Genomic DNA, 22,242 nt, shown 5'->3' with positions numbered 1-22,242 from the left:
AATATGGCCCTTTACACCCTGACGGTTGATCTGCTGGCCGAGACGGGCAGCTTTGAGCGGGACTTGGGCAAGGCTGCCCGCGCGTCTGATCGGTCGGCGCGTGCAATGCGGCAGATGCAGCGCGAGATGTCCGACAGCTTCGCCCAGGCGGCACGTGACGCAAAGGTGTCCGTAACCAGCATCGACCTGAGCATGGCCACACTCGCCAAGGGGTTCGGCGCGATCGGTGGTGGCGCGCTGCTGGGAATGTTCATCACCGAAACCATCAACGCGCAGAACGAGTTGGCGCAGCTGAATGCCGCCCTTAAGTCGACCGGACAAGCCGCTGGCTTCAACAGCAGACAGCTGACGGACATGGCCGACAAGATGGCCAAGGCGACCATCCATTCGTCGGGCGAGATTGTCAACGCGCAGACGCGCCTGCTGTCATACACTGGCATCGTCGGTGAGAACTTCCCCCGTGCGCTGCAGCTGGCGATCGACCAGTCGGTACGTCTGAGCGAGAGCATTACCCAGTCCGCGGAGACGGTTGGCAAGGCGTTGGAATACCCGGCCGAGGGTGTCTCTGCGCTGACGAAGCAAGGCTTTAAGTTCACCGCGCAGCAGAAGGACATGCTGGCGTCGCTGGAGGCGGCCGGAAGGCTGGGCGAGGCGCAGGCCATCGTCATGGGCGTAATGGAAGAGTCCTATGCCGGCGCAGCCAAGGCCGCTCGCGAGACGCTGGGCGGAGCGCTCATCGGCCTGAAGGAGTCCTTCAACGACCTGCTGGGCAGCCAGGCACAGAGCGGTGGAATCGCTGCGGCCACCGCAGCGGTCAATTCTTTCGCCGAGAACCTCAGCGTGGTGGCAGCGGCCGCCGTTCCGCTCGGCGTAGGCTTGGGCGTGTTCTACGCTGGTGGCAAGCTGACCAAGGGCATCGCTGCACTGAATACGCTCTGGGCGACGAACGCGGTCGTGGCCAATCGCGCCTCAGTAGGCATGATGGGCATGGTCCCAGCAACTGTTCGCCTCACAGCGGCGCAGACCGCCGCCCGCGTTGCCGCGCAGGGATTGTCATCTGCCTACGCCGCACTTGGTGGCCCGGTCGGGATTGCCGCCGCACTCGCCACTGCAGCGGCCGGTTGGTGGGTGATCCGCGATAGCACCAAGGATGCCGACAGCGCCCTCATCGACTTCAACGGAACGATGGCTGACACCATCGATAAGTTTCGCGAGCTGAACAAGCAGCAGCAGGCGGGCGAGATCCTGCGACTGCAGAAGGAAATGGAAGCGGGTTACGACGCGATCGCCAGCGCCATTGATCGTATGTACGGCGTGGCAAACAGCGAAGTCGGTGGCATCCCCGCTCGTGAGTATGGCAAGGAGGTGCGCTCGCTGCGCGAGCAATTGCAGGCCGGGAAGGTCAGCGCGGATCAGTTCGCTGCTGAGCTCGCTAACGCCAATGCCAGGCTCTTGGAAGGTGCGCCCGCTGCGAAGCGGATCACCGATAGATTTGTTGAGCAGACAGCGTCAGCCGCCACCCTGGGCCTGAAATACGAGCGGCAGAATCAGCTGCTCGGCACGTTCATCGGCACCAGCAATGGAGCCGAACGGCAAACGGATGCAACGACGGCAGCATTGAATCGCCAGGCAGTAGCTTCCAAGGCCGCTTCCGACGGGATCGACCAGCACCTGAAGTCGCTACAGTCCAGCATTGACGGCCAGCTCGTGAACCTCGTGCGCCTGAAGCAGGGCGCCGAGGCAGCCTTCATGGTTGACGTCGGGCAGAAGATCAACGCGGCCGGCGGCGCCGACAAACTCAGCGCGGAGCAACGCGCTGAGTACAACAAGCAGATCACGCTGGGCCTTAGCCTGATTCGTCAGACCGAGGTGGCCCAGAAAGCCGCGCAGTCTGCGAAGGCGGGTGACAAGGCGGCGATCAAGGAGCAGAAGGCCGCGACCGACGCCCTCGAGCGCAACCGCCAGCAAGCGGAGCTGGCGGCAGCGGCAATGAATGGCCCGCTCCACGAGGCGATGGCCAAACACCTGCAGAACATGGCCGAGTACAACGCAACGTTGGCCAAGGGCAACATCGCCCAGGCTGATGCCAACGTGCTGATGGCGCAGAGCGCGATGGAGTACGCCAAGGTAGCTGCGGAGGTGGATCGCGCCATTGCGAGTCCGGAGGCCTTGCTTGCGACCATGGACGGCGAGCTGGCCATGCTGGGCAAGATCGGGCGCGCGCGCGAGCTTTACCGCCGACAGCTGCTCAATGAGCGGGACATGCGGCAGGAGCTGCAGAAAGCGGTCGAGGCCGCGGGCGGCAAGGAAGCGCTGGCACTGGCCAAGGGAGCGGCAAGCTACGAAGAGTACGAGCGGTCGATGCTGGCTGCGGCTGATGCATCTGCGGCGCTATCGCTGCGGGTAGAAGAGGCAGCGGCCAACGTCGAGGCGTGGGCCAACGTGGTGATCTACGGTGTCGGCGATGCCGCCGATGCGATGGCGGACTTCGTTGCCGGCGGGCTGCGCGACTTCAACGGGCTGTGGGATGACCTGAAGGACGTGGCCAAGCAGGGGCTACGCGACCTCGCGCGCCAGCTGCTGCAGCAGAAGCTGGTGATCCCGATCCAGACCAGGATCATGGAGGGCTTCAGCAACTGGGGCAGCCAGGGCGGCGGCTTCAGCATGCAGAGCATCATGGGCATGTTCGGCGGGAACGGATCCGCCGCCGGTGGCCAGAACCTTGGGACGATCGCCGGGCTGTTGTCCAAGGGGCAGGGCCTTTTCAGTGCCGGCTCCGCCGCCTCGAGTGGCGCCAGCGCTGGCAGCCTCATGGGATTCGGCAACAACGTCGCGGCACTCACCGGCGGCGGCGCCGCGGGTGGGTCCGCAGCAGCTGGCGCTGGTGCTGCCGGGTCTGCCGCCGCGGCGGCGGTGCCGATCATCGGCTGGATCGTCGCCGGCATGATGAAAAACGCGGAGCTGTTCGACCAGGGATGGGACATCGCCAACGGCGAAAGCTGGGCAGGCAAGATCGCCACGGCGGGCGCTGTCGGCCTGGCCGACAAGGGGTTCCGTGGCCTGGGCCTCAACGACAAGACGGCATCGATCCTGTCCGGCTCCAGCATCCACGCAAAGCTGTTCGGCCGTAGCGCGCCCAAGATCACGGGGCAGGGCATTACCGGCAGCTATGGTTTCGATGGCTTTGCCGGCCAGAGCTATGCCGACGTCAAGGCCAAGGGCGGCCTGTTCCGCAGCGACAAGAAGTGGACTCAGTACACCGGCCTCGATCCGAACATTGATCGCACCTTCGACATGGCCGCGCGCCAGGTGCGCGGGGCGACGACGGACCTCGCCAAGCAGCTGGGTGTCGATTTGACGCAGCAGCTCGCTGGCGTCCGGGTGAGCCTGGGCAAGCTGACGCTGTCGGCCGACTCGGCCGAGGCTAAGGCCCAGCTGGAAGCCTACCTGGGTGACATGACCGACCGCCTGTTCACCGAGGCGGTTCGGGCGGCCGGGTTCGGCAACCAGCTCGACGGCTACTACGAGTCGGCCGACGTGTTCTCCGCGCTGAGTGCATCGATCGCGCTGGCCGTCGGCAATGCCGACGAGCTGGGCCGGGCGCTCAACAGCATGGAGATCGAGAAGGTCAACAAGGCGGTCGACTACTTCCAGGACCTGGCCGGCGTCGCCGGGACGGATCTGGCGACCCAGATCGAGAAGGTCACCGGGCTGCTGGGGAACTACGCCACGCTGATGGCCGACGTGTCCACGCAGCTGCTCACCGGCAACCTGACGCAGTACCAGTCGCAGGCGCTGACGATCGAGCGCACGTACCGCCAGCAGGTGAAGGCGGCCAACGACTACGCCAAGGCGCTGGGCCTGTCCGGCGCCCGGGCGGAAGACCTGGCCAAGATCGAAGCGCTGCGGGCGACCAACATGGGCAAGCTGCAGGCCCAGATAGACGCCGACAAGAAGGCCATGAAGTACGGGCTGTCGATCAGCGACCTATCGCCGCTGACCGATCAGGAGAAGCTGCAGGAGACGATGCGGGAGCTGGAGCGCGCCGTATCCGGCGGCGACAGCAGCGCGGCGCAGGCGGCCGCACAGGCCGCGCTGGGCTTCGGTCGCAATCTCTACGCCAGTGGCCAGGACTACAACAGGCTCTACGGGCAGGTCACCGGCCTGATTGACAGCATGAAGGTGGGCAACCTCGACCTCGAAGACGGAACCAGCATGGGCAAGCTGGCTGACGTGATCGAGGCGCTTCCGGACAACTTCAGCCGGGCGGTGTTTGACCTGGTGGTCGATGGGAAGGACCAGGCCGAGACGACGGCGGCCGTTCAGCAGGGCAACACCCTGCTGGCCGAACAGAACCAGGTGCTCCGCGAACTTCTGCGCGTGACCACCTCGGGCGTACGCGCGAGCAACAGCTCCTCGATGCGCGAAGCACTCAACGCAAGGTAATCCCCAATGCAAGAACGGAAAATCACCCTGATCGATATCGGGGCGGGCGCGCTGCCGTCTGTCACCCAGGTCGCGGCGCAGAACACGTCGTGGTTCCCGATGGTCTACGTGTCGCCAGGCACGCCGCCGGTGGAGGGCGTCACGCCGGAGCCGGTCGCCGACGGCGTCCTGATCGAGTGGGACGCCGTCGATCAGGCGGGGGTGGTCTACATCATTGAGCGGGGCCCCACCCAGAACGGGCCGTGGACGGAGATCCACCGCACCACCGAAACCCGCTATCTCTACAGCGATGGCAGCGGGCAGAAATGGTATTTCCGCATCACCGCCTCGGTGCGCGGCAAGCCGGGGCAGGGCAGTGTCGTGGAGGCGACGCCCGCGCCGACGACCGCGCAGCTGGTTGCTGCACAGCAGAAGCTCGACAAGGAGATCGTGGACCGGGCTGTAGCCGATGCCAACGAGGCGTCAGCGCGAGCCCGCGATATAGGTCTGGTCAACGCAAGCCTGGTGCTGGAGGCGCAGACCCGCGTAACCCAGATCGGGCAGGCGATGGACGCGGTAGCAGCCGAGGGACAGGCGCGAGCCAACGGGCTGCTAAACGAGAAGCTCGAGCGGCAGGCGGAGATCACCGCGGAATCGGAGGCCCGTCAGAGCGCGGTCGAGTCCCTCTCACGCGCGATGTCGGAAGTCGCCGCCGGCAGCGGCACTCAGTTTGACAGCGCGAAGATCTGGCACTTCAACACCACCGTCGAAGGCTGGACCAGCAACGGGGGCACGCCCACCATCGTTGACGGTTGGCTGCGCCCATTCAACCTCTCCAACGCTTACATCACTTCTCCGACCACGCTCGCGATCGATGGCGCGGCGTATCGCTTCATCAAGGTGCGCATGCGCAAGGTGGGCGCGCCGGCGTGGAAGGGCACCGTATGGTGGACCACCGACGCCGACGCCACTTTCACTGCGGCTAAGTCAGTCACGATCCCGGAGCCGTCGTATGACGCAAACGGCATCGCCACGCTGGACCTCGACAACCTCCCGTGGAACGGTGGATCCCCCATTCGACAGGTCCGGCTTGACCTGACGGTTGCCCAGACCGTCAGTGCATACCTGCTGTACGACTACATCGCCATCGGCCGGCCCGCGCCCGGTGCCAGTGTGGCGCTGGTGCAGGAAGAGACGCAGGCCCGCGTCACCGCGCTCGCGGCGGAGGCCAGTCAGCGGAATACCCTGGCCGTGCAGATGCGCGGCAACTACACCGGCAGCGACCTGAGTCAGGCGCAGGGGTTCGTGGGCGAGGAGCGCACCGCCCGTGCGGCGGCCGACAGCGCGCAGGTGCAGCGCATCAGCACGATGGAGGCGCGCATGCCCGCGGGTTCCGGCCAGCTCGCGTCCACGGCCTCCGTCACGCAGCTGCAAGATGCAATGGTCGCTGCCGACCAAGCCAACGCTCAGGCTACGACGACAGTCAACAGCAAGCTGACGGGCCTGCGCATGACCGGGGACAACATCGTCCCCAACAGCAATTTCGCCACCGGAATGGAGTGGTGGACGCGGACAGTTGGGCCTGCGGGCAACAGCATCGAGTGGGGCGCCGCCAGCGGTGACGCCGGTCCGGGCGTGGTGATCGGCCGGGGATCGGCCGCGTCATCGCCTTGGATTGCCGTCAATGAAGCGGCGTGGCAGCCAGTGAAGGCGCCCCGCAGGTTCCGGGCAATCTTTAAAGCGCGCGCTGTGGGTACGGGCGGCAACGTGCTTATGCGACAGCACGTACGCGACGCGGCGCTGGTAGAAGGGGTGTCCGATGTGACAGTCGCGGTCACCAGTGCGACGTGGCAGCGCTTTACCGTCGAGTGGTCAGAGATCGGGTCCACAAGAATCGAGGCGCGATTCACGACCTACGTGACGACCGTCGGCGGTACGATCGCCTTCGATCGGATCGAGATCTATGACGTGACCGATCAAGTGGCGAACGAACTGACGGCCTCGGGCCTTCAGTCCATCACTACGCGGACCGGTGTAATCGAGGGCACCTTGGTTGCGCAGGGCACTGCGCTGACCCAAGTTCAGGCGGACCTGGCTGGGAAGGCCAGCACCTCGGCGTTGACGTCGCTCGACAGCAAGGTCAGTCAGCTCGGGGATACCGTCACGAGCCAAGGCACCGCGTTGACCAATGTCACTGCCAGTCTGCAGAGCATCGGCGGCGACAACCTTCTAGGGAATAGCAGCTTTGAGGCTGCCACTAACACCCCCGCGGCGGTGCCAGGTTGGAGCAACAACAGTGGTGGCTTGGGGGCGGGGGTCACTCGCCGCCAGTGGGCAGACTCGACGCTTCCGGGGTCTACGCGGGCATGGCGCTGGGAACTGGAGAGCGTTCCGGCTTCGGGATATCTGGAAGGGATTAGTACCAGCGGCGTGAAGCTGATGAAGGTGGAGTCTGGAAAGGCTCACACCGTTTCGGCATACGTCCGAGGGACGGCCGGCGTGCGCGTGCTCTTGCAGTTCGCATGGCGAGATGCCGCCAATGCAACCATCAGCTACAGCGGAACGCCTGCCGCCGCGCAGTACCGCGCCGCGGCCGATTGGGGTCGGATCTCATGGACCGGCACGGCGCCTGCCGCTGCTGTGACGTGCGTCGTTTACATTCGAGTGTACGGCGGCAATGTCCCCGACCAGTGGGTTGAATGGGACAACGTACAGGTGCAGGTGGGGTCAGTTGCAACTGGGTACGCACCATCGCTCGATGAGATCGCCAGCGCTACCGCAGCAAATGCTTCAGCTGCCAGCACGCTGACGGGCAAGGTCACTGCATTGGAAGGTACGACCATCGCTCAGGGCCAGGCGATAACGACGGTCTCCGCGGGCTTGGCGCAGGCGAATCGGTCCGGTAACAACATGATCGTCGATGGTAGTTTCGAGGGGCGGGTTGCCGGCACCACGCTCGCCGCCTGGGCGGTGATCGCCCCGGGCGGGCGCACTGGAACGAACGCTTTGGTGGTGAGCGGCGATGGTGTGGCGCGGAGCACCATCATTCAGACGTTCGACGTTACACCCGGGCGGGTTTATTTCGCCGAAGCGTGGGTAAAACGAGTGGGTAGCGCGACAGGTGGCACTATCCAGCTGCGCGGCAACCTGTCTCTCAATGGGGCCTCGGCCACATTCCCCGCCTTTCAACAGCTCAACGTGTCGCAGCTGAGTGCTGAGGACTGGGTAAAGATTGGTGGCAAGCTGACCGTCCCTGAAGGAAAGAACCAACTTCACCTTCAGGCGTACCACAACGGCAGCGTGGTGGCCGGGCAACAGATCCTGTGGGATGACTTCGTGCTGCTCGACGTTACCGAAGCGGCTGCGGCACAGGGCGTCGCTGACGCGACAGCCAACGGCCTCAGCGCGCTGACCACGACGGTCACTCAGCAGGGCGGGCAGATTACCGCCCAAGCTACCCAGCTGAATCAGGTCCGGGCGTCGGTCGATGGCAAGGCGGACGCCGAAGTGGTGACGAGCATGAGCGCCACGGTGGCGAGCCTGGGGCGTGGCGGTAACCTGATCACCAACTCGACGTTTCCGCAGTGGCAACGAAACGGCTGGGGCTGGTACAGCAATCCCTGGGGATTCAGGGAATTGGGCAACCCCACTGGTGATAGTGCTTGGACCCCGACAGGGGTTAGCGGTATTGGTTCGATGAAAGCGGGCGTCTTGGGCAATGGCCAGGACGGCTACTTCGGTACTGAGTATTTCATCGGCATTGAAGGGGGGCGGACCTATTGCATCAGCGGCTACATGTCGACCCACCGCTGCTCAATGGTGCTTTACGCGGAGTTCTACGACGCCGCTGGCGCCATCGTTGGCAATATCTCGTGCCCATACAGCAACGCGCGAACCGAGGCCCCGATCACGCTCAGTAGGATTGCCCGGCCCTTTGCGATCGGCAACGCCCCGGCTACCGCTGCCAGCGCCCGAATCGTTGTCCGTGTGGTTGGCACCGGTGAGAGCGACCCGTACTTCTGGCTATGGCGGCCAATGTTCTCGGAGGTCGGGGACGGTGCGACTTCGGCTCCGCCATGGGCTGCTGGTGGCACGGAGAGCAGCGCCAGTTGGCAAGTCATGATGAACACCGATGGGTATGTGTCGGGGCTGCAACTGACCGCCAAGGGCCAGACCTCGCAGTTCAACGTGTTGGCCAGCGCCATGAACATCTTGTCGCCAGGCGGTGCAGACGGCATCGAGATGACAAAGGGCTACCTCCGGGTCTGGCGGGGCAACTCGCAGCGAATAATCGGTAATGGGTTCGGCAATAGCGGCGAAGGGCTGATCGACTACTTCGGCCCCAACGTGGGCGCCGTCGCGGCGAGCAAGGCAAACGCCACCGTCTGGATGGATGTCAACGGCAACGCCTACTGGGGTGGATCGCTGGCGGCGGGTGTGTTGCGCAACGCGGTACAGAGTACGCAGACGACCACGGTGGGCACGCAGGTGGTCAACGGGCCGTTCGGTAGCAACGGCCGAAACAAGAGCGTGGTGGTCGGCTTCAGCAGGCGCGTGAACAGGCAGAAGGGCCAGTACGGGCCGCAGGGGTTCGTCGCCGGTGGCGGCAGTAACACCTGCACGGTCAACATCTTCCGCAAGGTGGACAACGATCCAGAGACGTTCTGGACCTCTTTCACCGCTGGTGGTGGCGTGGACATCTACAACGAAACGGACGGCCCGGACATCGCGACCTCGTACTGGTCGGGCTCGGTCACGCTCAACGACGGCAGCGATGGAAGCCGCCCGCGGCAGTACCGGGCGGAGATCGTTGGATATAGCGAGCAGGCCGTAACGCACCAGTCGGGCACGTTCGACTCCCAAACCATCAACCAGAGCCTCTCGATCGTATCGACCGAGGTTTGACCGCTGACGCGGTGGCCAGCGCTCCTAGCCGCCGCACTACCAGGAGATACACATGCAATTTCGCGCAAAGCTGCAGATGAAGATGGAAGTGGCCGATCAGCCCGGTGTCGTCACCCTGAATTTCGTACCGATCGAGGCGGGTGTGCCGCAGCTCAGCCTGACGGTTGCACCGCTCGCAGCCGCCGGGCTGGTGACCGGGCGAATCTACAAGTTCACCGCCGAAGAAGACGAGGAACCCCAGGCGGCCTGACCGTTGTCGTCAGGCGACCTGGTCGAGCAGGCGTGCTTGGTTGGTCCGGGGTGTGTTCACCGCGCGGCTGACGCGATAGGCCTCCATCGCCGGCCTCGCTGGTCAGCTAGACGGCGTGCATCACTCGCAAGCACCGGCCTTGCTGTTGGCCATGGCTATCAGGCGAGCGGCGGCATCCGATCCCGTCGGAAAGCGCTCAATGAACTCTGCGAAGCGCGCCCCCGATATTGCCTGCCTAGATCCGCACTTTGAGCAAACGATCGCTGCTCCGCCCCCCGGAATGTTGGTCAGCCCTGGCTCTTCACAGACCGTAAAGAGATTGAAACAGGAAAGGCACTCAGCTCGTACCACACCTACAGGAGGGTACGTGGTGTTGTCCGGAACAGAGTCCGCAGGAGCCACCTCGTAGAGGTGGAACTTACCAGTGTTCGGCATTTCTGGACCTCGGTGCTTGCCTTGCTGACTTCCAATTGCAACGGCACGAACGTAGAGATCACGAAGTGAACGTGATGGCTACCTCATTTCGCGCAAATTTCACACCCGGTCATGTCTGGCAAGCTGAAGAATTCATATGGCAATTATCGTGTTTAACATGCTCTTTGCCGAAATTGCCGGAGAATTTGTGCGTGGCCTAAGCAAGGAACAGCAGTTTGCCCATTAGAGCGTTGGTGTATACAAGTCAGGTCGCCCCCAATCTTGGCGTGGATCAGGTGGACGACCTCGCCAAAGATGCCGCCCGGTTTAATGTGCAGGCGGGCGTAACAGGTGTGCTGCTGTTCGATGGAGTTAGATTTCTCCAATACATCGAGGGGCCGGAGGACGGCGTAAGCGTCGTCTATGCACGCATCATTACCGCGACCAGCCACTTCGACCTGAGAGAGATTGCGCACGGTCCAGTGGTCAGAAGGTTCTGCCCGTACTGGGCAATGCGGTGGCTGCCGACAGATCAGAGCGAGATTGATTTCATCTCACTCGGTGATTGGTCTGGCTTCCGGTGCGGCAATACCGATGGACCTCCAACAGGTGTGGATCGTCTGACAGGGATCCTGTTGCCGGAGATCAGCTCCGGCTCTCCGAGTCGATAGATCGTCCCGCAGACGGTCATCACGGCTGGCAGCCGGCCACCTGTGTACTGGTTCGCGGCCTTCGCTTGGCGGAGACACATGCGCATTTTGCCGCGGTGAATGCTGGTTACGCGACCTGCTCCAGCAGTTCCGGCCGGTTGTTCCTCGGAGTGTTCACTGCTCGGGTGACGCGATAGGCCTCCATCGCTGGCGGCTCGCTGGCCAGCAGCATCGCCATCGCGTCCTCTGGTTCGGCGGCCAGCCACTCATCGGCCTGGCCGGCCGTCAGCCACACCGGCATGCGGTCGTGGATGTCGGCCGACACGCCGCTGCTATCGCCGGTGATCACGGTGAAGGTGCCCAAGTTGTCCTGATCGAGCAGGGGGCTGGTGCTCTCCCACAGGCCGGCCGCCAGCAGCGGCCCGCTCGCGTGGATGAACCACGGATCTTTCTTCCCGTCCTCTGTATTGATCGACCACTCGTAGTACCCGGCCATGGGGATCAGGCATCGGCGTTTCTTGAACGCGCTGCGGAAGGCCGGCTTGGTCGCCACGGTCTCGATGCGCGCATTGATCGTGGAGCCCTGCAGCTTCTTGGCTTTTGCCCAGAAGGGGAGTAGCCCCCACGACAAGCGAGTGACCTGCAGGCCGGTGCCGCGATCAAGGATCACGGACGCGCGCTGCGTCGGCGCCAGGTTGTAGCTCTCCGGAATCGACATCAGGTCGCCGACCAGCTGGGGGAAGCCCAGGGTGTCGGCGTTTCTGATTGGGGTCTGGACGAATCGGCCGCACATGCCCAAATCCTAGACGTGCGCGCGTGAGGACGATGAAGCGGTCGAAGGTGAGGGACAGGCCGAGCTTTCAGGCGCAGCGGGGATGGGAGCTCCCTGCCGCATCAGCAACATGATCACGATGAGGTAAATTGTCCCTTCTTTAGAGCTATGTCGCTTTGGCATTTGCTTCGCCTGAGCCGTTTGGTGGGCGAAGGATAGGCCTATTAATCAGTGCTCAGGCTCGGGTTTTTCGGCGGTGTTCAGAATGGAATCAAGCGCCGGGAACTACCGGGACCGAGCGGGACTGAGCGGGACTGAGCGTGATGTCGGAACGTCTCATCATGTTCAGGATTTCCCCCAGAAAAACGTTGGTCATCCCCAGGCGGGGCGGCAGTTTGCGCAAGAGTGAATCAGAAGCCCTGGCGCCGCAGGTGGTGGCCTGCCCCCCATACCCGAGAAGATGCCAGACTCAACCCGTACCCGGCCCACCGGGCGCGCGCTCCGCGATCTCCGGCGCCAAGCGGCGGCTGTCTTATGAGCATCGGCTGGCGGCGTAGGGCAGCGCCCACGCTGCCGTGCGCAGTCGGCCTATGGTCCCCAGGGGTGCCGGGACGCATGATCGGTATGCCGGATCCGGGAGCCGCAGGCAGCTCAGCCCGGGTGCTGGGGCGCCTGAGCAGCGCCCCGCCGGCACCTTTGCACGGCCCTGACGCGCCGTCGCGGAATCTGAGACCCCGGCCCGTATCCTGCGCCCATGCTCCCGCCCTGCAATTTCACCGGATTCATGACCGCCCCTCAGCCTCAAGGCTGGGTGCAGGACGGCGAGCGCTGGGGGTTGTGGCGGAACGGCCGCGAGATCGCCGCCGTGCAGCCAGATGCCAAGGGCGTTCGGGTCCGCCTGTCCTGCAGGAAGCTGTGGGAAGACAAGGAGGTGCGGGCCGCAAGCGTGCGCCAAGGCAAACGCTACGCCGAGCGCTGGTGCGCAGCGCGGGTACTCGAGGGGGTGCCTCTGAAGGCGGCTGTGGCACGGCTGGTTGCCAACGACGAGCCGGCCCGCAAGTTCTCCCGCACCGAGATCCAGCAGCAGAGACGACTGCACGCGATCCCCAATTCGAAGTTGTAGCGGCAGTCAGCCTGCGTTGTCTCCGTATCGGCGCGTGCGACCGCCGGCGGCGACAGTAGCTGCATGGATCAGAAGAGCATCGGCAAGGCGCGCTGGGCGCGCGCGAGGGCGGCTTCGCTATGGCAGCAGGCCGACTACCTGGACAGCATCCGCAGCGGCGACTGGCGGGCGAGGGCGACTCGCCGGCGCGGCGCCGACCGGCTACGTACCGAGGCCGCGAGGTTCGACGGCATCGCCAACCGGCTGCAGCCTTTCGACGACGATCAGGCGGCCTGATTGACTGACCCCAAACTGACCCCATCCCACAGGCAAGTCATTGATTTCTGTAGGTCGCCAGTGATCGCGAATGAGCGGCTTAGTCGTTGTTTCTGTTGATCTTCCCCGACCTTGACATGGTGGGGCCCTACGGGCGTGGCCTATCGATTTCTGGCCCCACCGGAAATCCGCGCTTCTGGGCGTAGTCGAGGCCGGCGCCCTTCAAACGGTAACGAGGTTCGCTGATTGTGGAGAGTCGGTCCATCGCCCATCCTTTTTCCGCCAGCCCCTCCAGCGCCTGGCGGAGATCAGCTTTAGGCGGCGTCACCATCGCCAACTTCGGGCTGATCTGGGAGGCTGAAACCCAAGTGTCATCGAAGTACCGCAGCACTCGGATGCACTCGACCTGAAGGTCGCTGGGCTTGAACAGGGGGGCGGCAGGGACTGGCTGCTCTTTTGCGGGCACCGGCGGGGTGGCTTCCATGGACGGCTTCGGTCTGGCGGTCGTAACCGCGACCCAGGCCTTTTGTGCTGCGACGCCCAGTAGTACCCCCGCAACAAATATTGTGAGGAATGCCCAAGGGTAGCGCGTCATCAAGGGCCAGAGCTTTTCGAGGGTTTCCACGTCCATCTTGGTCGCGCCGATACGGTTTTCGTGTGTGCGGGATTCTGGCATAGGGCAGCCGGAACGTTACGACTCCGCTCCGCAATCGCCATAAGCCCGCTCAATCTAACGGCAAAAAAGGCCTGGTCGTTCGCAGCATTGCGGAGCGGAAAGCGGGATCAAGTTGTTGATTTGAATGGATTGCTCCTGAGCTTCCCAAGCTACTGACGAGGGTTCGATTCCCTTCACCCGCTCCAGTTCAAGCGCCTACAGTTCCAATGCTCATGCAGCTAAGTGCATGAATGAAAAGGGGCTAATCTAGAATCGCTGCCTTCAAACGACCTTCCCATATCGTTTGAGGTATCGCTCCATGCCAAGCCCGCCTCTTCTTTCGCGACGATTAAGGCTCTACGCCTTCCTGTTCTTCTTAACCTTCGATCCTGCTTGGGTTGTCGCTTCATTGTCCGTGCGCTTGATTTGCACTCTGGTGATCGCTCGCGACTAGCGGCGGCGCGCAAGAGCGCGGCACTTTCCGATACGTTCAGGGCGATGCGTGCAGGAAGACTTGGACAAGAAGGAACTGGATGAATTGCTCCGTAAAGCCGCCTCCGGGCAGCTGCGTGAGCCCACGTTGGAGGTCATTTAGCTTCCCAGCGGAGAGCAAATTGGGCGCGCGTAGGTTGATATGAACCAGCTTTCCGAAAACGGGCGCCATGAAGCTGGCATCAAGCGACTGATGCTTGGCATAGTCATTGGCGATTTGTAGCCCAATGCAGAGCGTAGACTCGATCTCCAAGTGAAACACCCACTAACCAGTTAGGGTGTCAGCATGTTCAAGTATTACTACCATTTGAGCGAGCTGGAGGCGCTGTCCGACCGCTGGGCAGCCTGTGGGGAGGATGCCTGGGAAGCGGCGCCCTGCGCGCCGAGGTCCGCGCGGAACAATGCGCTGCTGTCCAGATCGAGATCTAGGGTGGCAAAAGTATGTGATCCATCGTCCGGCGTTTGGGGCGCAGCCCTTCGCCCCTGACCCGCTAGGTGGCTTGGCAAGGCGCTGGCGCGTATAGCGCTTCGCGCCGTTCGGCACCGTCTGCTGATCGTGCGAAGTCGCGAGGGCGGCGAGCGCTCTCAGTTCGTCCGTGATCACTGGGATCCGTAAGGCTGGTGGCTCCAAACAGATTGGTGCCACGCTTCGCGACATGGATCCGGACGATTCCAGCCAGCGCGTCAGGCACGAGACTATTCACGCCAGCATCTATAGCCACCCGCGCGCCGGCTGAAGGAGGAGCTAGTGGAAGCGCTTCGGGAGAGTGAGCTGAGGCGAGGTCTGCACCGACCGAAGCGGGTGACAAAGGCTTCCCCTCTTGTACGCGCTACTGAGAAGCAATAGGATTATCTTGGCTTGAGCACGAACGGATTCGGCCCAGAGTGAGGCGGCGCCTAACTTAGGAGCTGATTGCTCTGGAACGTCGTAAATGAAAAGGAATTTCGATGAATGCCATGACATGGCTAAGCGGTAGGTATCCCGCGGCCCGGAAGTCCTCCGCTCAGCTGCCGCTTCCACTTTTCGCTGCACTCGGTCGACTGCCGAGCGACTTTCTCATCCTGGGTCACACTTTACTCAGGTTGCCTCAGTCACTTAGAGGCCAGTCGTGGCAAAAGCATCGTGAAGCCTGCTCCCCGGGCAGGTCGCCTGCGCATAATGCCAATCATCTCCATGACTAATGATAAAGAACGGGCAGTCGGTAAGGTCGCGCTGTTCCGCCGAGAAGCACTTGAGGCATCTCGACAGCGCTATGGAGCACCGATCCGAGTGCCGGGTGTCGGTCTCTGGACAACAACAGCGTTCGTAGTTTTGCTGGTCACTGCGGTTCTTATTTTCCTAAACAGTGCCTCCTACCCTCAGACACAGGCCGTCAACGGCAACCTGGTGCCATCCTCAGGCCTGCTGACACTCTCCGCTCCAGCAGCTGGCGTATTCACTGCCGTTTCGGTAGAGGAGGGAAGCTACATTATGGCTGGCGACTTGATTGCTACGCTCTCCATCGATAGGGTCACTTCGGATGGGCTTAGCGTCGGAGCGGTGCGCGCCAAAATGGGCGAGCAGCTCACTATTTCGTCGATAGAGAAAGGCCAGGCAAGCGACGCATCACTTGATAGCCAAGAAGCCTCTGCAAGGGAGCGCAGCAGAGGAATTGGAGAGCAATTAAGTACTCTGGATGGGAGTGCGGCAAACCTTGAGAGCATGATTGTACTGGCCGAAAAGACCGTACAAGATTATGACGGGCTCAGGCAAGAGCGTATCGTTACCGAGCTTCAGTATCGCGATGCGCTAACAAGGGTGCTCACGACCAAGCAAGGCTTGGCGGACACTCAAATTCGTATTTCGGAGTTAAAGCAGGAGAGGGCCCAGCTCAGTCACGAGCTGCGTAGGCTAGAGGCGGAGCGAAAATTGAATAGGGCGGTCAACTCTGCGGACATGATCAACTCTAAAGACAAAGAACTTGCGTATAAGGCGGAATCCGCGGTTGCCCTAACTGCGCCATCTACCGGCCGACTTACTTCGCTCAGGATTCAGCCTGGTGCGTGGGTCGAAGGAGGAAAAGCCGTGGGAGCGGTCATGCCATCAGGATCAAAGTTTCTGGCCGAGCTTTGGGTGCCATCGACGGTGATTGCAGCTGTTGGGAGTGGTACTAAGGTCAGGATAAAGTACGACGCGTTCCCGTATCAGAAGTTTGGCGTCGCGAGTGCGAGAATAATTAAGGTGGCCCAGTCACCAACGGCAATCTCAGATCTTCCTCCTGATATTCAGGCGCAAGAAAGCCATTTTCGCGTGATCGCGGAATTAAATAATCAAAAGATGTCGGTGGGCCAGGCTGAGTTCATGCTTGTGCCTGGTATGAGGTTCAAGGCGGATGTGATTCTGGAGGAGCGTTCGATGATGGATTGGATCCTGCGCCCCTTGTCATCTCAATTTGATGCTAAGTGACTGGGTGTATCGCTTCTACGCTCGGCGTCGCGTGTCTCTGGTGTGTCTCATTGGGTGAAAAAATGCAGGAATCCTTTATGGCAAGGAGTGCCGGCAATGTTCCTAGGCGCATTATTCCTCTGCGGTCAATTGAATTGGAGGAGTCCCTCATACAGAAGGTGGCCTGTTGCGAAAATCTGATCAAGAGCATTGGGCGAACCGTTCCTGCGAAGCAAATGCGGGAATGGATAGCGTCGGCTGAAGGTGCGCGCGCGCTGGGCGCATTGAAACATGAGCTATCTGGCCATATGCCGCAGCAGTCGGTCGATTTTGGGCGCCTTTTGCGCAGTGAGATAAGATGCATACGCCGCTACAGATCCTGGCGCAGAGAGCGTCAGCATGGCGCTCTCAGCGGCATGGACATTGGGTCGCTCAATGCGTCCTTGACCGGTCTCGGCGGATCAACTCGAAGCAAGGCGGTATCTGTTCATTCTGTTGACGGTTCGGTTCGTCTCTCGATGCCGGACTGGAAAGATGCGCGGAAGCGCATCGAGGAAATTCCAGGGCTCCTTGCCGGAGGATCCCTCGGAGGCGGGCTGCTTGCAGCTGTGCAGGTGTTGGCGCTCATCTACAACGCGCATGCGTTCTTGGATGGCAACGGAAGGCTTGGTCGCCTTATCTTCAATCATTGCCTCCACGAGGCGGGAATGCCGGAGGACTCCTACATTCCTCTAAAGACGCTGTACAGCATGTCTCAAGGCGGGTTCGAGATAAGGCTCCGACAAGTCGAGTTGCAAGGCAAGTGGACTAGGTTGATCGAGTATCACTGCGACATCATCAGTGCAGTGCACCAACTGTACAGTCGCGTTCCGTCATTCGGAGTTAAAGATGTCGAGTAAGTACGGCCGACGAATCCAATCAGAGGCAAGTGAATGTGGCTTGGCTTGCCTCGCAGTGTGCTCGGCCCTGCTTGGTGCAGAGCTGGAGATGAATGAGCTTCGGCAAAAATTCTACACATCGCAGCGAGGGCTGGAGCTTGGTCAGCTGATCGCGCTGGCTGGAGCGCTCCATCTTCAATGTAGGCCAGTTCGGTGTGAACTCGAAGAGCTAAGGGATCTCTCCTTGCCCGCGATCCTCCATTGGAAGCTTAATCACTTTGTCGTTTTGGAGAAGGTCCGGCGCGGGCGCTTCCACATTATCGATCCGGCGCATGGCTCTTTAACCATGAGTGCGGAAGAGCTTTCGCGTTCATTCAGTGGCGTGGCCTTGGAGGTCAGTACTGCGCCGGGCTTCGAGCGAAGGAAGACTCGCTCTCCATTAAATATATGGTCGCTAATACGCTTCAGGAACGGAGTGGGCGGTGCGCTGTGCGCCGCGTTGGTGTTCTCCGTCCTTCTGCAGGTCTTTATACTTATATCCCCGTTATTTATGCAATTGGCAATGGATGAGGTGGTCGTACGGGGCGATCAAAAATTTTTGGTAGTTCTCGCTCTAGGCTTCGCAGGTGTAACGATTTTTAATGCTGCTGCGGAAGTAATTAGAAGCGCCACCTTGCAACGCGCTTCGGAACTCATGGGGTGGGACATGAGTAGGCGTCTATTCCATCACATGATGACGCTTCCTTTGACGTGGTTCCATCGCAGGCGTCTTGCCGACGCACTTTCGCGATTAGAGTCTATTGATCCCATACGACGCTTGATTGCAAGTGGACTTATTGGCGCAATTCTAGATGGCATCCTGGGAGTGGGTGTCCTTATCTTCATGCTCAGTTACTCGCCGAAGATGACGCTTGTCGCGCTGGCGTTCATTGGATTCTACGTCATGGTGAAGGTGGCGACGGTTCCGACTGCCATGAAGCTCGGTATGGAGAGTATCCAGGCCGGTGTATCAGAGCGCGGAACTCGAATCGAGACCTTGCGTGCCATGCAGACCATCAAGACAATGGGTGGTGAGGCGTCGCGCGAAGCGCTCTGGGCCAACAAGTACGCCGACCAAGTTCGCGCGTCCATTCGAAATGGGTACTTTCAAATTGGCCTGGGGTCATCTCGATCCCTAGCCGAAGGGCTGAGTTTTGTTTTGATCGTTTACATGGGTGTAAGCGCCATTCTTTCGGGCGAGCTAACCGTCGGTGGCGTGTATGCATTTATTGCCTATCGTCAGCAGCTATCCAATCGAGTAAGCGCGCTGGTTGAGCAGTGTATTGCATGGCGCGTCACTGAACTCCATACAGATCGGATCTCTGACATTGCGCTCAGTGAGAGTGAAGAGGGGCTTGATAAGGATCCTGCGACGGCGGTGAACGTTCGAGGCGAGATCGAGATGAAATTAGTTAGCTTTAGGTACGGCGCGAGGGAGCAATCAATTCTGGAGGACATCAGCATCCACATACGGCCGGGGGAGTTTGTTGCCATCACGGGTCCGTCGGGCTGCGGGAAAAGTACCTTGGTAAAGGTAATCACCGGGTTGTATCCGCCAACTTCCGGGGAGGTGCTGTATGACGGTGTGAGCCTGAGCAACTGGGGGCCACGTGTGATTCGCCAGAGGATCGGAATTGTTATGCAGGACGATGATCTTCTCACTGGTTCCATCCTTGAGAATGTGACCTTCTTCGCGGACAGCCCTGATGTTGATTTTGTCTGGAAATGCCTTGATATGGCTGCTATGAAGGGCGACGTCCATCGCATGCCGATGCAACTCGAGACGCAAGTGGGTGACATGGGTTCATCGCTTTCTGGCGGTCAAAAACAAAGGCTTCTCTTGGCCCGAGCTTTGTATCGTAAGCCACTTATTCTCATCTTGGATGAGGCGACGGCGAACGTCGATGTATCACGTGAATCTGCGATTCACCGTGAGCTTGCGCAGTTGGACATCACGCGGATAGTCATCACACACCGCCCCGAGACAATGAAGCTGGCTGATCGTTTGATTCGGTTGGACCAGGGAAGGATAGCTGACGATCTGAATAACAAAGTCGATGGTTTACTGAGCGGGCGTGGCGACCCGGTCGAACCGTGCGGTACGACGCTTGCCTGAGTGTTGCTGGTCTTTGGGCCGACGCGCGAAGCTGCAATGCCAGTTGAGTACTTTCGGTTTGTCGAATGTTGACGCACGTGTGTTGTTTCTGGTTGCTTTGCCGTGGTAAAAAGAAGTGCCGTGCAGTAGGTACGGTGTAGTTTTCTCAAGGACCTTTAAAGGAGTAAAGATGAGAGAGTTAACTGTTGATGAGCTCGTGCTCGTATGCGGCGGTTGGGGTGGTGACACTGACGGGCAAGGTGGCCCGAAAACCGAGACCGACGTGTGGTGCTGCTACGACGGTGATCCCGAAGCGGGTGTACCGGGGTACTGTGAGGTTGATGGGTCCGTGCTGGATTCTTGATCCAGGTGGGCTCGGCTCAGGGCGTGGCACAACACTGACGTAGCCTGCGCGCCTTGAGTGAATGAGCTGGGGGGGCCTCGGCACACTTGCTGGGGTCCTCCTTTCTGCATAGCGCCCGTGCTTGTAGCCCAAGCTCACGAGTGCCCCTGTTTGGCAGCAAATTTTCATCCCCAGGATGGTGGTGGCTCGGCTATGGAGAAAGGACCAATGAGGCTCAGCTTCGGGCATCAGACTGTACTGGTGCGCGGGGATCACGCTGCGGCGTTGATGGATCTCGCTCGCAATGAGGTTCAAAGGATAACGTTGGCTGTTGCTGACTTGCTTGAGCGTACAGTTGATCTTCAGCACTCTGCTGATTTGACAGTTGAAGAGGCCGCTGTCATAGAGTTCCTTTTTGAGAGGAATCTCATTAGGTCCACCGCATCGGATCGTTCCTTGCGATTCCGAATGGACTCTAGATTGCCCATGTTCCCGCGACTTCGTGCTCTTTCGTTGGAGTATCCGTGTAGCTACGACGTTGATCTGCTCGTCAGGCAGGTCAAGGCTTGGAATGCGCGTCTCGGCCTGGCTTCGCTCTCCATATTTGTTACCAAAGAATCTGTTAATGAACTATCTCTGTTGGCTACTGTTTCAGACCTCCTGCGGCTATCAGCCGGGCTTGTGGTTTGGGTTGTAGCGCCGCGCAGCGTGGCTGAGACGATTCGGGGGAGTGCGTTGGCCGAGGACTCGCGAGTCCAGATTTACATCGCGGCAGTTGAGGACATACCTGGCGCAACCAAATTCGAGATTCCAGCCGTTACCCAGAGTGCATTCATTTCTCGAGCTGAGTTTTATCATCTGATAGAGAACTATGGCGAGAGTTTCGGGTGCCTGCACGTCGATAAGTATGGACATTTCTATCCTGATCCGATGGAAAACCATATCCGAACGGGGAGCCTCAGTGAGTGTGGTGGCGATCAGATAGAGAAAATCTTGGATAGAAGTGAACTCTACTGGCGTAGCAACAAAAGTGCGCGAATGAAATGCCGAGGCTGCGAGTATAGGCTTTGCTGTCCAAACTCGGTTGCTGCGCGCAGCGACCTGGAGGACCTGACGAGTCCCCCTTCAAACTGTTCTTACGATCTTGTTAGGGGAGTATGGATGTGACCGGTTCAGTTCTCCTGGTGTGTGAGCGGTCAGATCCCAATCTCTCATTCATGCGCGATAAGCTAAATCACATGGGAGTTGACTGGTTCCATCTCGATTTGACCTCATCACGAAGTCCAGGCGACTACCTGCTTGGCTTGGGTACGGGGTCATCCGAGCTTGCGGTGCTTGATTCAAATGGGCGTTGGTTTTCTCCAGATGAGATTCGTGGAGTGTGGTGTAGGAGCTACAATTTTCACAACGGCTCTCCGCCTGAGGAATTGAGCGCTAAGCGATTCTCCAGGGCTGAGGATACTTACTGTCTCGAGTACCTCTTCTATTGTCTTGGTCACGCGAACTGGGTTAACCCGGTGGACACTCCATTCCTCACTCGCCGGGGGGTCGCGAACCGTCTCATTCAGTCGAAGATTGCGGCGTCGCTGGGTCTGCATATTCCTGAGCAGATCATTTCAAATGACGGTGAAAAGCTGAAAAAGTTCTTGGTTGAAGCTGACTACGCTGTGATCAACAAGGCAATAAGTCAAGGTAGCTCGAGCGAGTCTGGTCCGATGTACGTGAGGACACTTCGGTTGGAGAAGAGTCACCTGGAAGTTCTGGGGCGCAGCTCCGGCTGCCCTGTTCTTCTGCAGCGCCTTGTTCCAAAGGCATATGAATTGCGTATCGCTGTCGTCGGCGACGCGGTTTATGCAGGGGCGATCGATACAGGTGCGTCCGGCGGTGATCTAGTGGATAGCCGAGAGGGTGTGCATAAGGGCTTGAGCTACTATCGTTATGCGGTGCCCCAAGAAGAAGCGCGGGTGCTGATCGAACTCAATCAGAGGCTAGGCCTCAGGTACTCATCAATGGACTTCATTCGAGATCTCGACGGTCGCCTAGTCTTTCTAGAGGCTAATCCCTCCGGACAGTGGGGCTTCCTGCAGAGCCACACTGGATATCCAATTGCAGAGAGAATTGTCCAGGAGCTTTTGCATTGAGTAATAGTGCCGATGATTTGCCATTCGCCATTGCTATAAGTGAGACGCGCACCGCATCTGATGATAAGCGGGAGGTGCTGCGTGCGCGCAGCTCAGTCCTTCTTGCCCGCTACTACGCGCGCACGCAACCCTATTTCCTTTTAACCCGAACCCGCATTGAGCCTTTGCTTCGAGGTCGCACTGCGCTGGAGGGACCAAAGAAGACAGGGTGTGCTGGGGGGAGTAGCCTATGAGGATCATTGGTCTGTTGGTAGTTGTCATCTTGGGTGCTTGGCCAAATGGAACAGGTGCTGAGGAGCCGCGGTGTAGTTGGCCGGCTGGCATGCCGAGGCCAGGTCTAATCCTGGTTGGAGAGATACATGGTACCAATGAGGCTCCCG

Annotated in this window: 13 protein-coding genes; 11 read left to right on the top strand and 2 right to left on the bottom strand. The window is 60.4% G+C overall.

The genetic code is table 11. The annotated features are described in order from the left end of the window. The first annotated feature begins 3 nt into the window (after window positions 1-3). From ABE424_RS18075 to ABE424_RS18060, 4 genes are all read left to right on the top strand, one after another. Window positions 4-4,446, top strand: coding sequence for a phage tail protein (locus tag ABE424_RS18075; protein WP_346492220.1), 4,443 nt, complete (start codon window positions 4-6; stop codon window positions 4,444-4,446). 6 nt (window positions 4,447-4,452) lie between these two features. Then, a complete protein-coding gene (locus ABE424_RS18070) occupies window positions 4,453-9,330 on the top strand; it encodes a hypothetical protein (protein ID WP_346492221.1) in 4,878 nt (1,625 codons plus the stop codon). A gap of 52 nt (window positions 9,331-9,382) precedes the next feature. Further along, on the top strand, window positions 9,383-9,580 hold the full coding sequence (locus ABE424_RS18065) for a hypothetical protein (RefSeq protein WP_346492222.1): 198 nt from the start codon (window positions 9,383-9,385) through the stop codon (window positions 9,578-9,580). Window positions 9,581-10,248: 668 nt separating this feature from the next. Next, window positions 10,249-10,665 carry a BLUF domain-containing protein gene (locus ABE424_RS18060; protein WP_346492223.1) on the top strand — a complete coding sequence of 139 codons (417 nt, stop codon included), beginning with the start codon at window positions 10,249-10,251 and terminating at the stop codon, window positions 10,663-10,665. Between the two features lie 106 nt (window positions 10,666-10,771). Here ABE424_RS18060 and ABE424_RS18055 read toward each other — a convergent pair whose 3' ends face one another. Further along, window positions 10,772-11,437 carry an SOS response-associated peptidase gene (locus ABE424_RS18055; RefSeq protein WP_346492224.1) on the bottom strand — a complete coding sequence of 222 codons (666 nt, stop codon included), beginning with the start codon at window positions 11,435-11,437 and terminating at the stop codon, window positions 10,772-10,774. 763 nt (window positions 11,438-12,200) lie between these two features. Between ABE424_RS18055 and ABE424_RS18050 the strand changes: the two genes are divergently transcribed. Both ABE424_RS18050 and ABE424_RS18045 read left to right on the top strand, forming a co-directional pair. Further along, window positions 12,201-12,539 carry a hypothetical protein gene (locus tag ABE424_RS18050; RefSeq protein ID WP_346492225.1) on the top strand — a complete coding sequence of 113 codons (339 nt, stop codon included), beginning with the start codon at window positions 12,201-12,203 and terminating at the stop codon, window positions 12,537-12,539. 63 nt (window positions 12,540-12,602) lie between these two features. Next, the gene (locus tag ABE424_RS18045) at window positions 12,603-12,815 is read left to right on the top strand and encodes a hypothetical protein (protein WP_346492226.1); all 213 of its coding nucleotides are present in this window, start codon (window positions 12,603-12,605) and stop codon (window positions 12,813-12,815) included. Between the two features lie 127 nt (window positions 12,816-12,942). On the opposite strand, the gene ABE424_RS18040 is transcribed toward ABE424_RS18045, so the two are convergent. Continuing rightward, window positions 12,943-13,470, bottom strand: coding sequence for a hypothetical protein (locus tag ABE424_RS18040; protein ID WP_346492227.1), 528 nt, complete (start codon window positions 13,468-13,470; stop codon window positions 12,943-12,945). Window positions 13,471-15,100: 1,630 nt separating this feature from the next. Between ABE424_RS18040 and ABE424_RS18035 the strand changes: the two genes are divergently transcribed. From ABE424_RS18035 to ABE424_RS18015, 5 genes are all read left to right on the top strand, one after another. After that, window positions 15,101-16,387 carry an HlyD family efflux transporter periplasmic adaptor subunit gene (locus ABE424_RS18035; protein ID WP_346492228.1) on the top strand — a complete coding sequence of 429 codons (1,287 nt, stop codon included), beginning with the start codon at window positions 15,101-15,103 and terminating at the stop codon, window positions 16,385-16,387. A gap of 62 nt (window positions 16,388-16,449) precedes the next feature. Continuing rightward, complete coding sequence (locus ABE424_RS18030) at window positions 16,450-17,265, top strand: Fic family protein (protein WP_346492229.1); 816 nt, start codon at window positions 16,450-16,452, stop codon at window positions 17,263-17,265. Continuing rightward, window positions 17,255-19,399 carry a peptidase domain-containing ABC transporter gene (locus ABE424_RS18025; protein ID WP_346492230.1) on the top strand — a complete coding sequence of 715 codons (2,145 nt, stop codon included), beginning with the start codon at window positions 17,255-17,257 and terminating at the stop codon, window positions 19,397-19,399. The genes ABE424_RS18030 and ABE424_RS18025 overlap by 11 nt, the downstream gene beginning before the upstream one ends. A 550-nt stretch (window positions 19,400-19,949) precedes the next feature. Continuing rightward, the gene (locus tag ABE424_RS18020) at window positions 19,950-20,888 is read left to right on the top strand and encodes a hypothetical protein (RefSeq protein WP_346492231.1); all 939 of its coding nucleotides are present in this window, start codon (window positions 19,950-19,952) and stop codon (window positions 20,886-20,888) included. 50 nt (window positions 20,889-20,938) lie between these two features. Further along, a complete protein-coding gene (locus ABE424_RS18015) occupies window positions 20,939-21,862 on the top strand; it encodes a hypothetical protein (protein WP_346492232.1) in 924 nt (307 codons plus the stop codon). Window positions 21,863-22,242: the final 380 nt, after the last annotated feature.

The sequence above is a fragment of the Stenotrophomonas sp. TWI1149 genome, assembly GCF_039673155.1.
Taxonomy (GTDB): Bacteria; Pseudomonadota; Gammaproteobacteria; order Xanthomonadales; family Xanthomonadaceae; genus Stenotrophomonas; species Stenotrophomonas maltophilia_AA.
Note: the sequence above shows the minus strand (reverse complement) of the source record. Positions and strands in the feature narration are given on the sequence as shown.

What these genes read in the sequence shown, in the direction of transcription:
- ABE424_RS18075 (WP_346492220.1), top strand. Translation starts at nt 4, where the DNA reads ATGGCCCTTTACACCCTGACGGTTGATCTGCTGGCCGAGACGGGCAGC.
- ABE424_RS18070 (WP_346492221.1), top strand. Translation starts at nt 4,453, where the DNA reads ATGCAAGAACGGAAAATCACCCTGATCGATATCGGGGCGGGCGCGCTG.
- ABE424_RS18065 (WP_346492222.1), top strand. Translation starts at nt 9,383, where the DNA reads ATGCAATTTCGCGCAAAGCTGCAGATGAAGATGGAAGTGGCCGATCAG.
- ABE424_RS18055 (WP_346492224.1), bottom strand. Translation starts at nt 11,437, where the DNA reads ATGTGCGGCCGATTCGTCCAGACCCCAATCAGAAACGCCGACACCCTG.
- ABE424_RS18050 (WP_346492225.1), top strand. Translation starts at nt 12,201, where the DNA reads ATGACCGCCCCTCAGCCTCAAGGCTGGGTGCAGGACGGCGAGCGCTGG.
- ABE424_RS18045 (WP_346492226.1), top strand. Translation starts at nt 12,603, where the DNA reads ATGGATCAGAAGAGCATCGGCAAGGCGCGCTGGGCGCGCGCGAGGGCG.
- ABE424_RS18040 (WP_346492227.1), bottom strand. Translation starts at nt 13,470, where the DNA reads ATGCCAGAATCCCGCACACACGAAAACCGTATCGGCGCGACCAAGATG.
- ABE424_RS18035 (WP_346492228.1), top strand. Translation starts at nt 15,101, where the DNA reads ATGCCAATCATCTCCATGACTAATGATAAAGAACGGGCAGTCGGTAAG.
- ABE424_RS18030 (WP_346492229.1), top strand. Translation starts at nt 16,450, where the DNA reads ATGCAGGAATCCTTTATGGCAAGGAGTGCCGGCAATGTTCCTAGGCGC.
- ABE424_RS18025 (WP_346492230.1), top strand. Translation starts at nt 17,255, where the DNA reads ATGTCGAGTAAGTACGGCCGACGAATCCAATCAGAGGCAAGTGAATGT.
- ABE424_RS18020 (WP_346492231.1), top strand. Translation starts at nt 19,950, where the DNA reads ATGAGGCTCAGCTTCGGGCATCAGACTGTACTGGTGCGCGGGGATCAC.
- ABE424_RS18015 (WP_346492232.1), top strand. Translation starts at nt 20,939, where the DNA reads ATGCGCGATAAGCTAAATCACATGGGAGTTGACTGGTTCCATCTCGAT.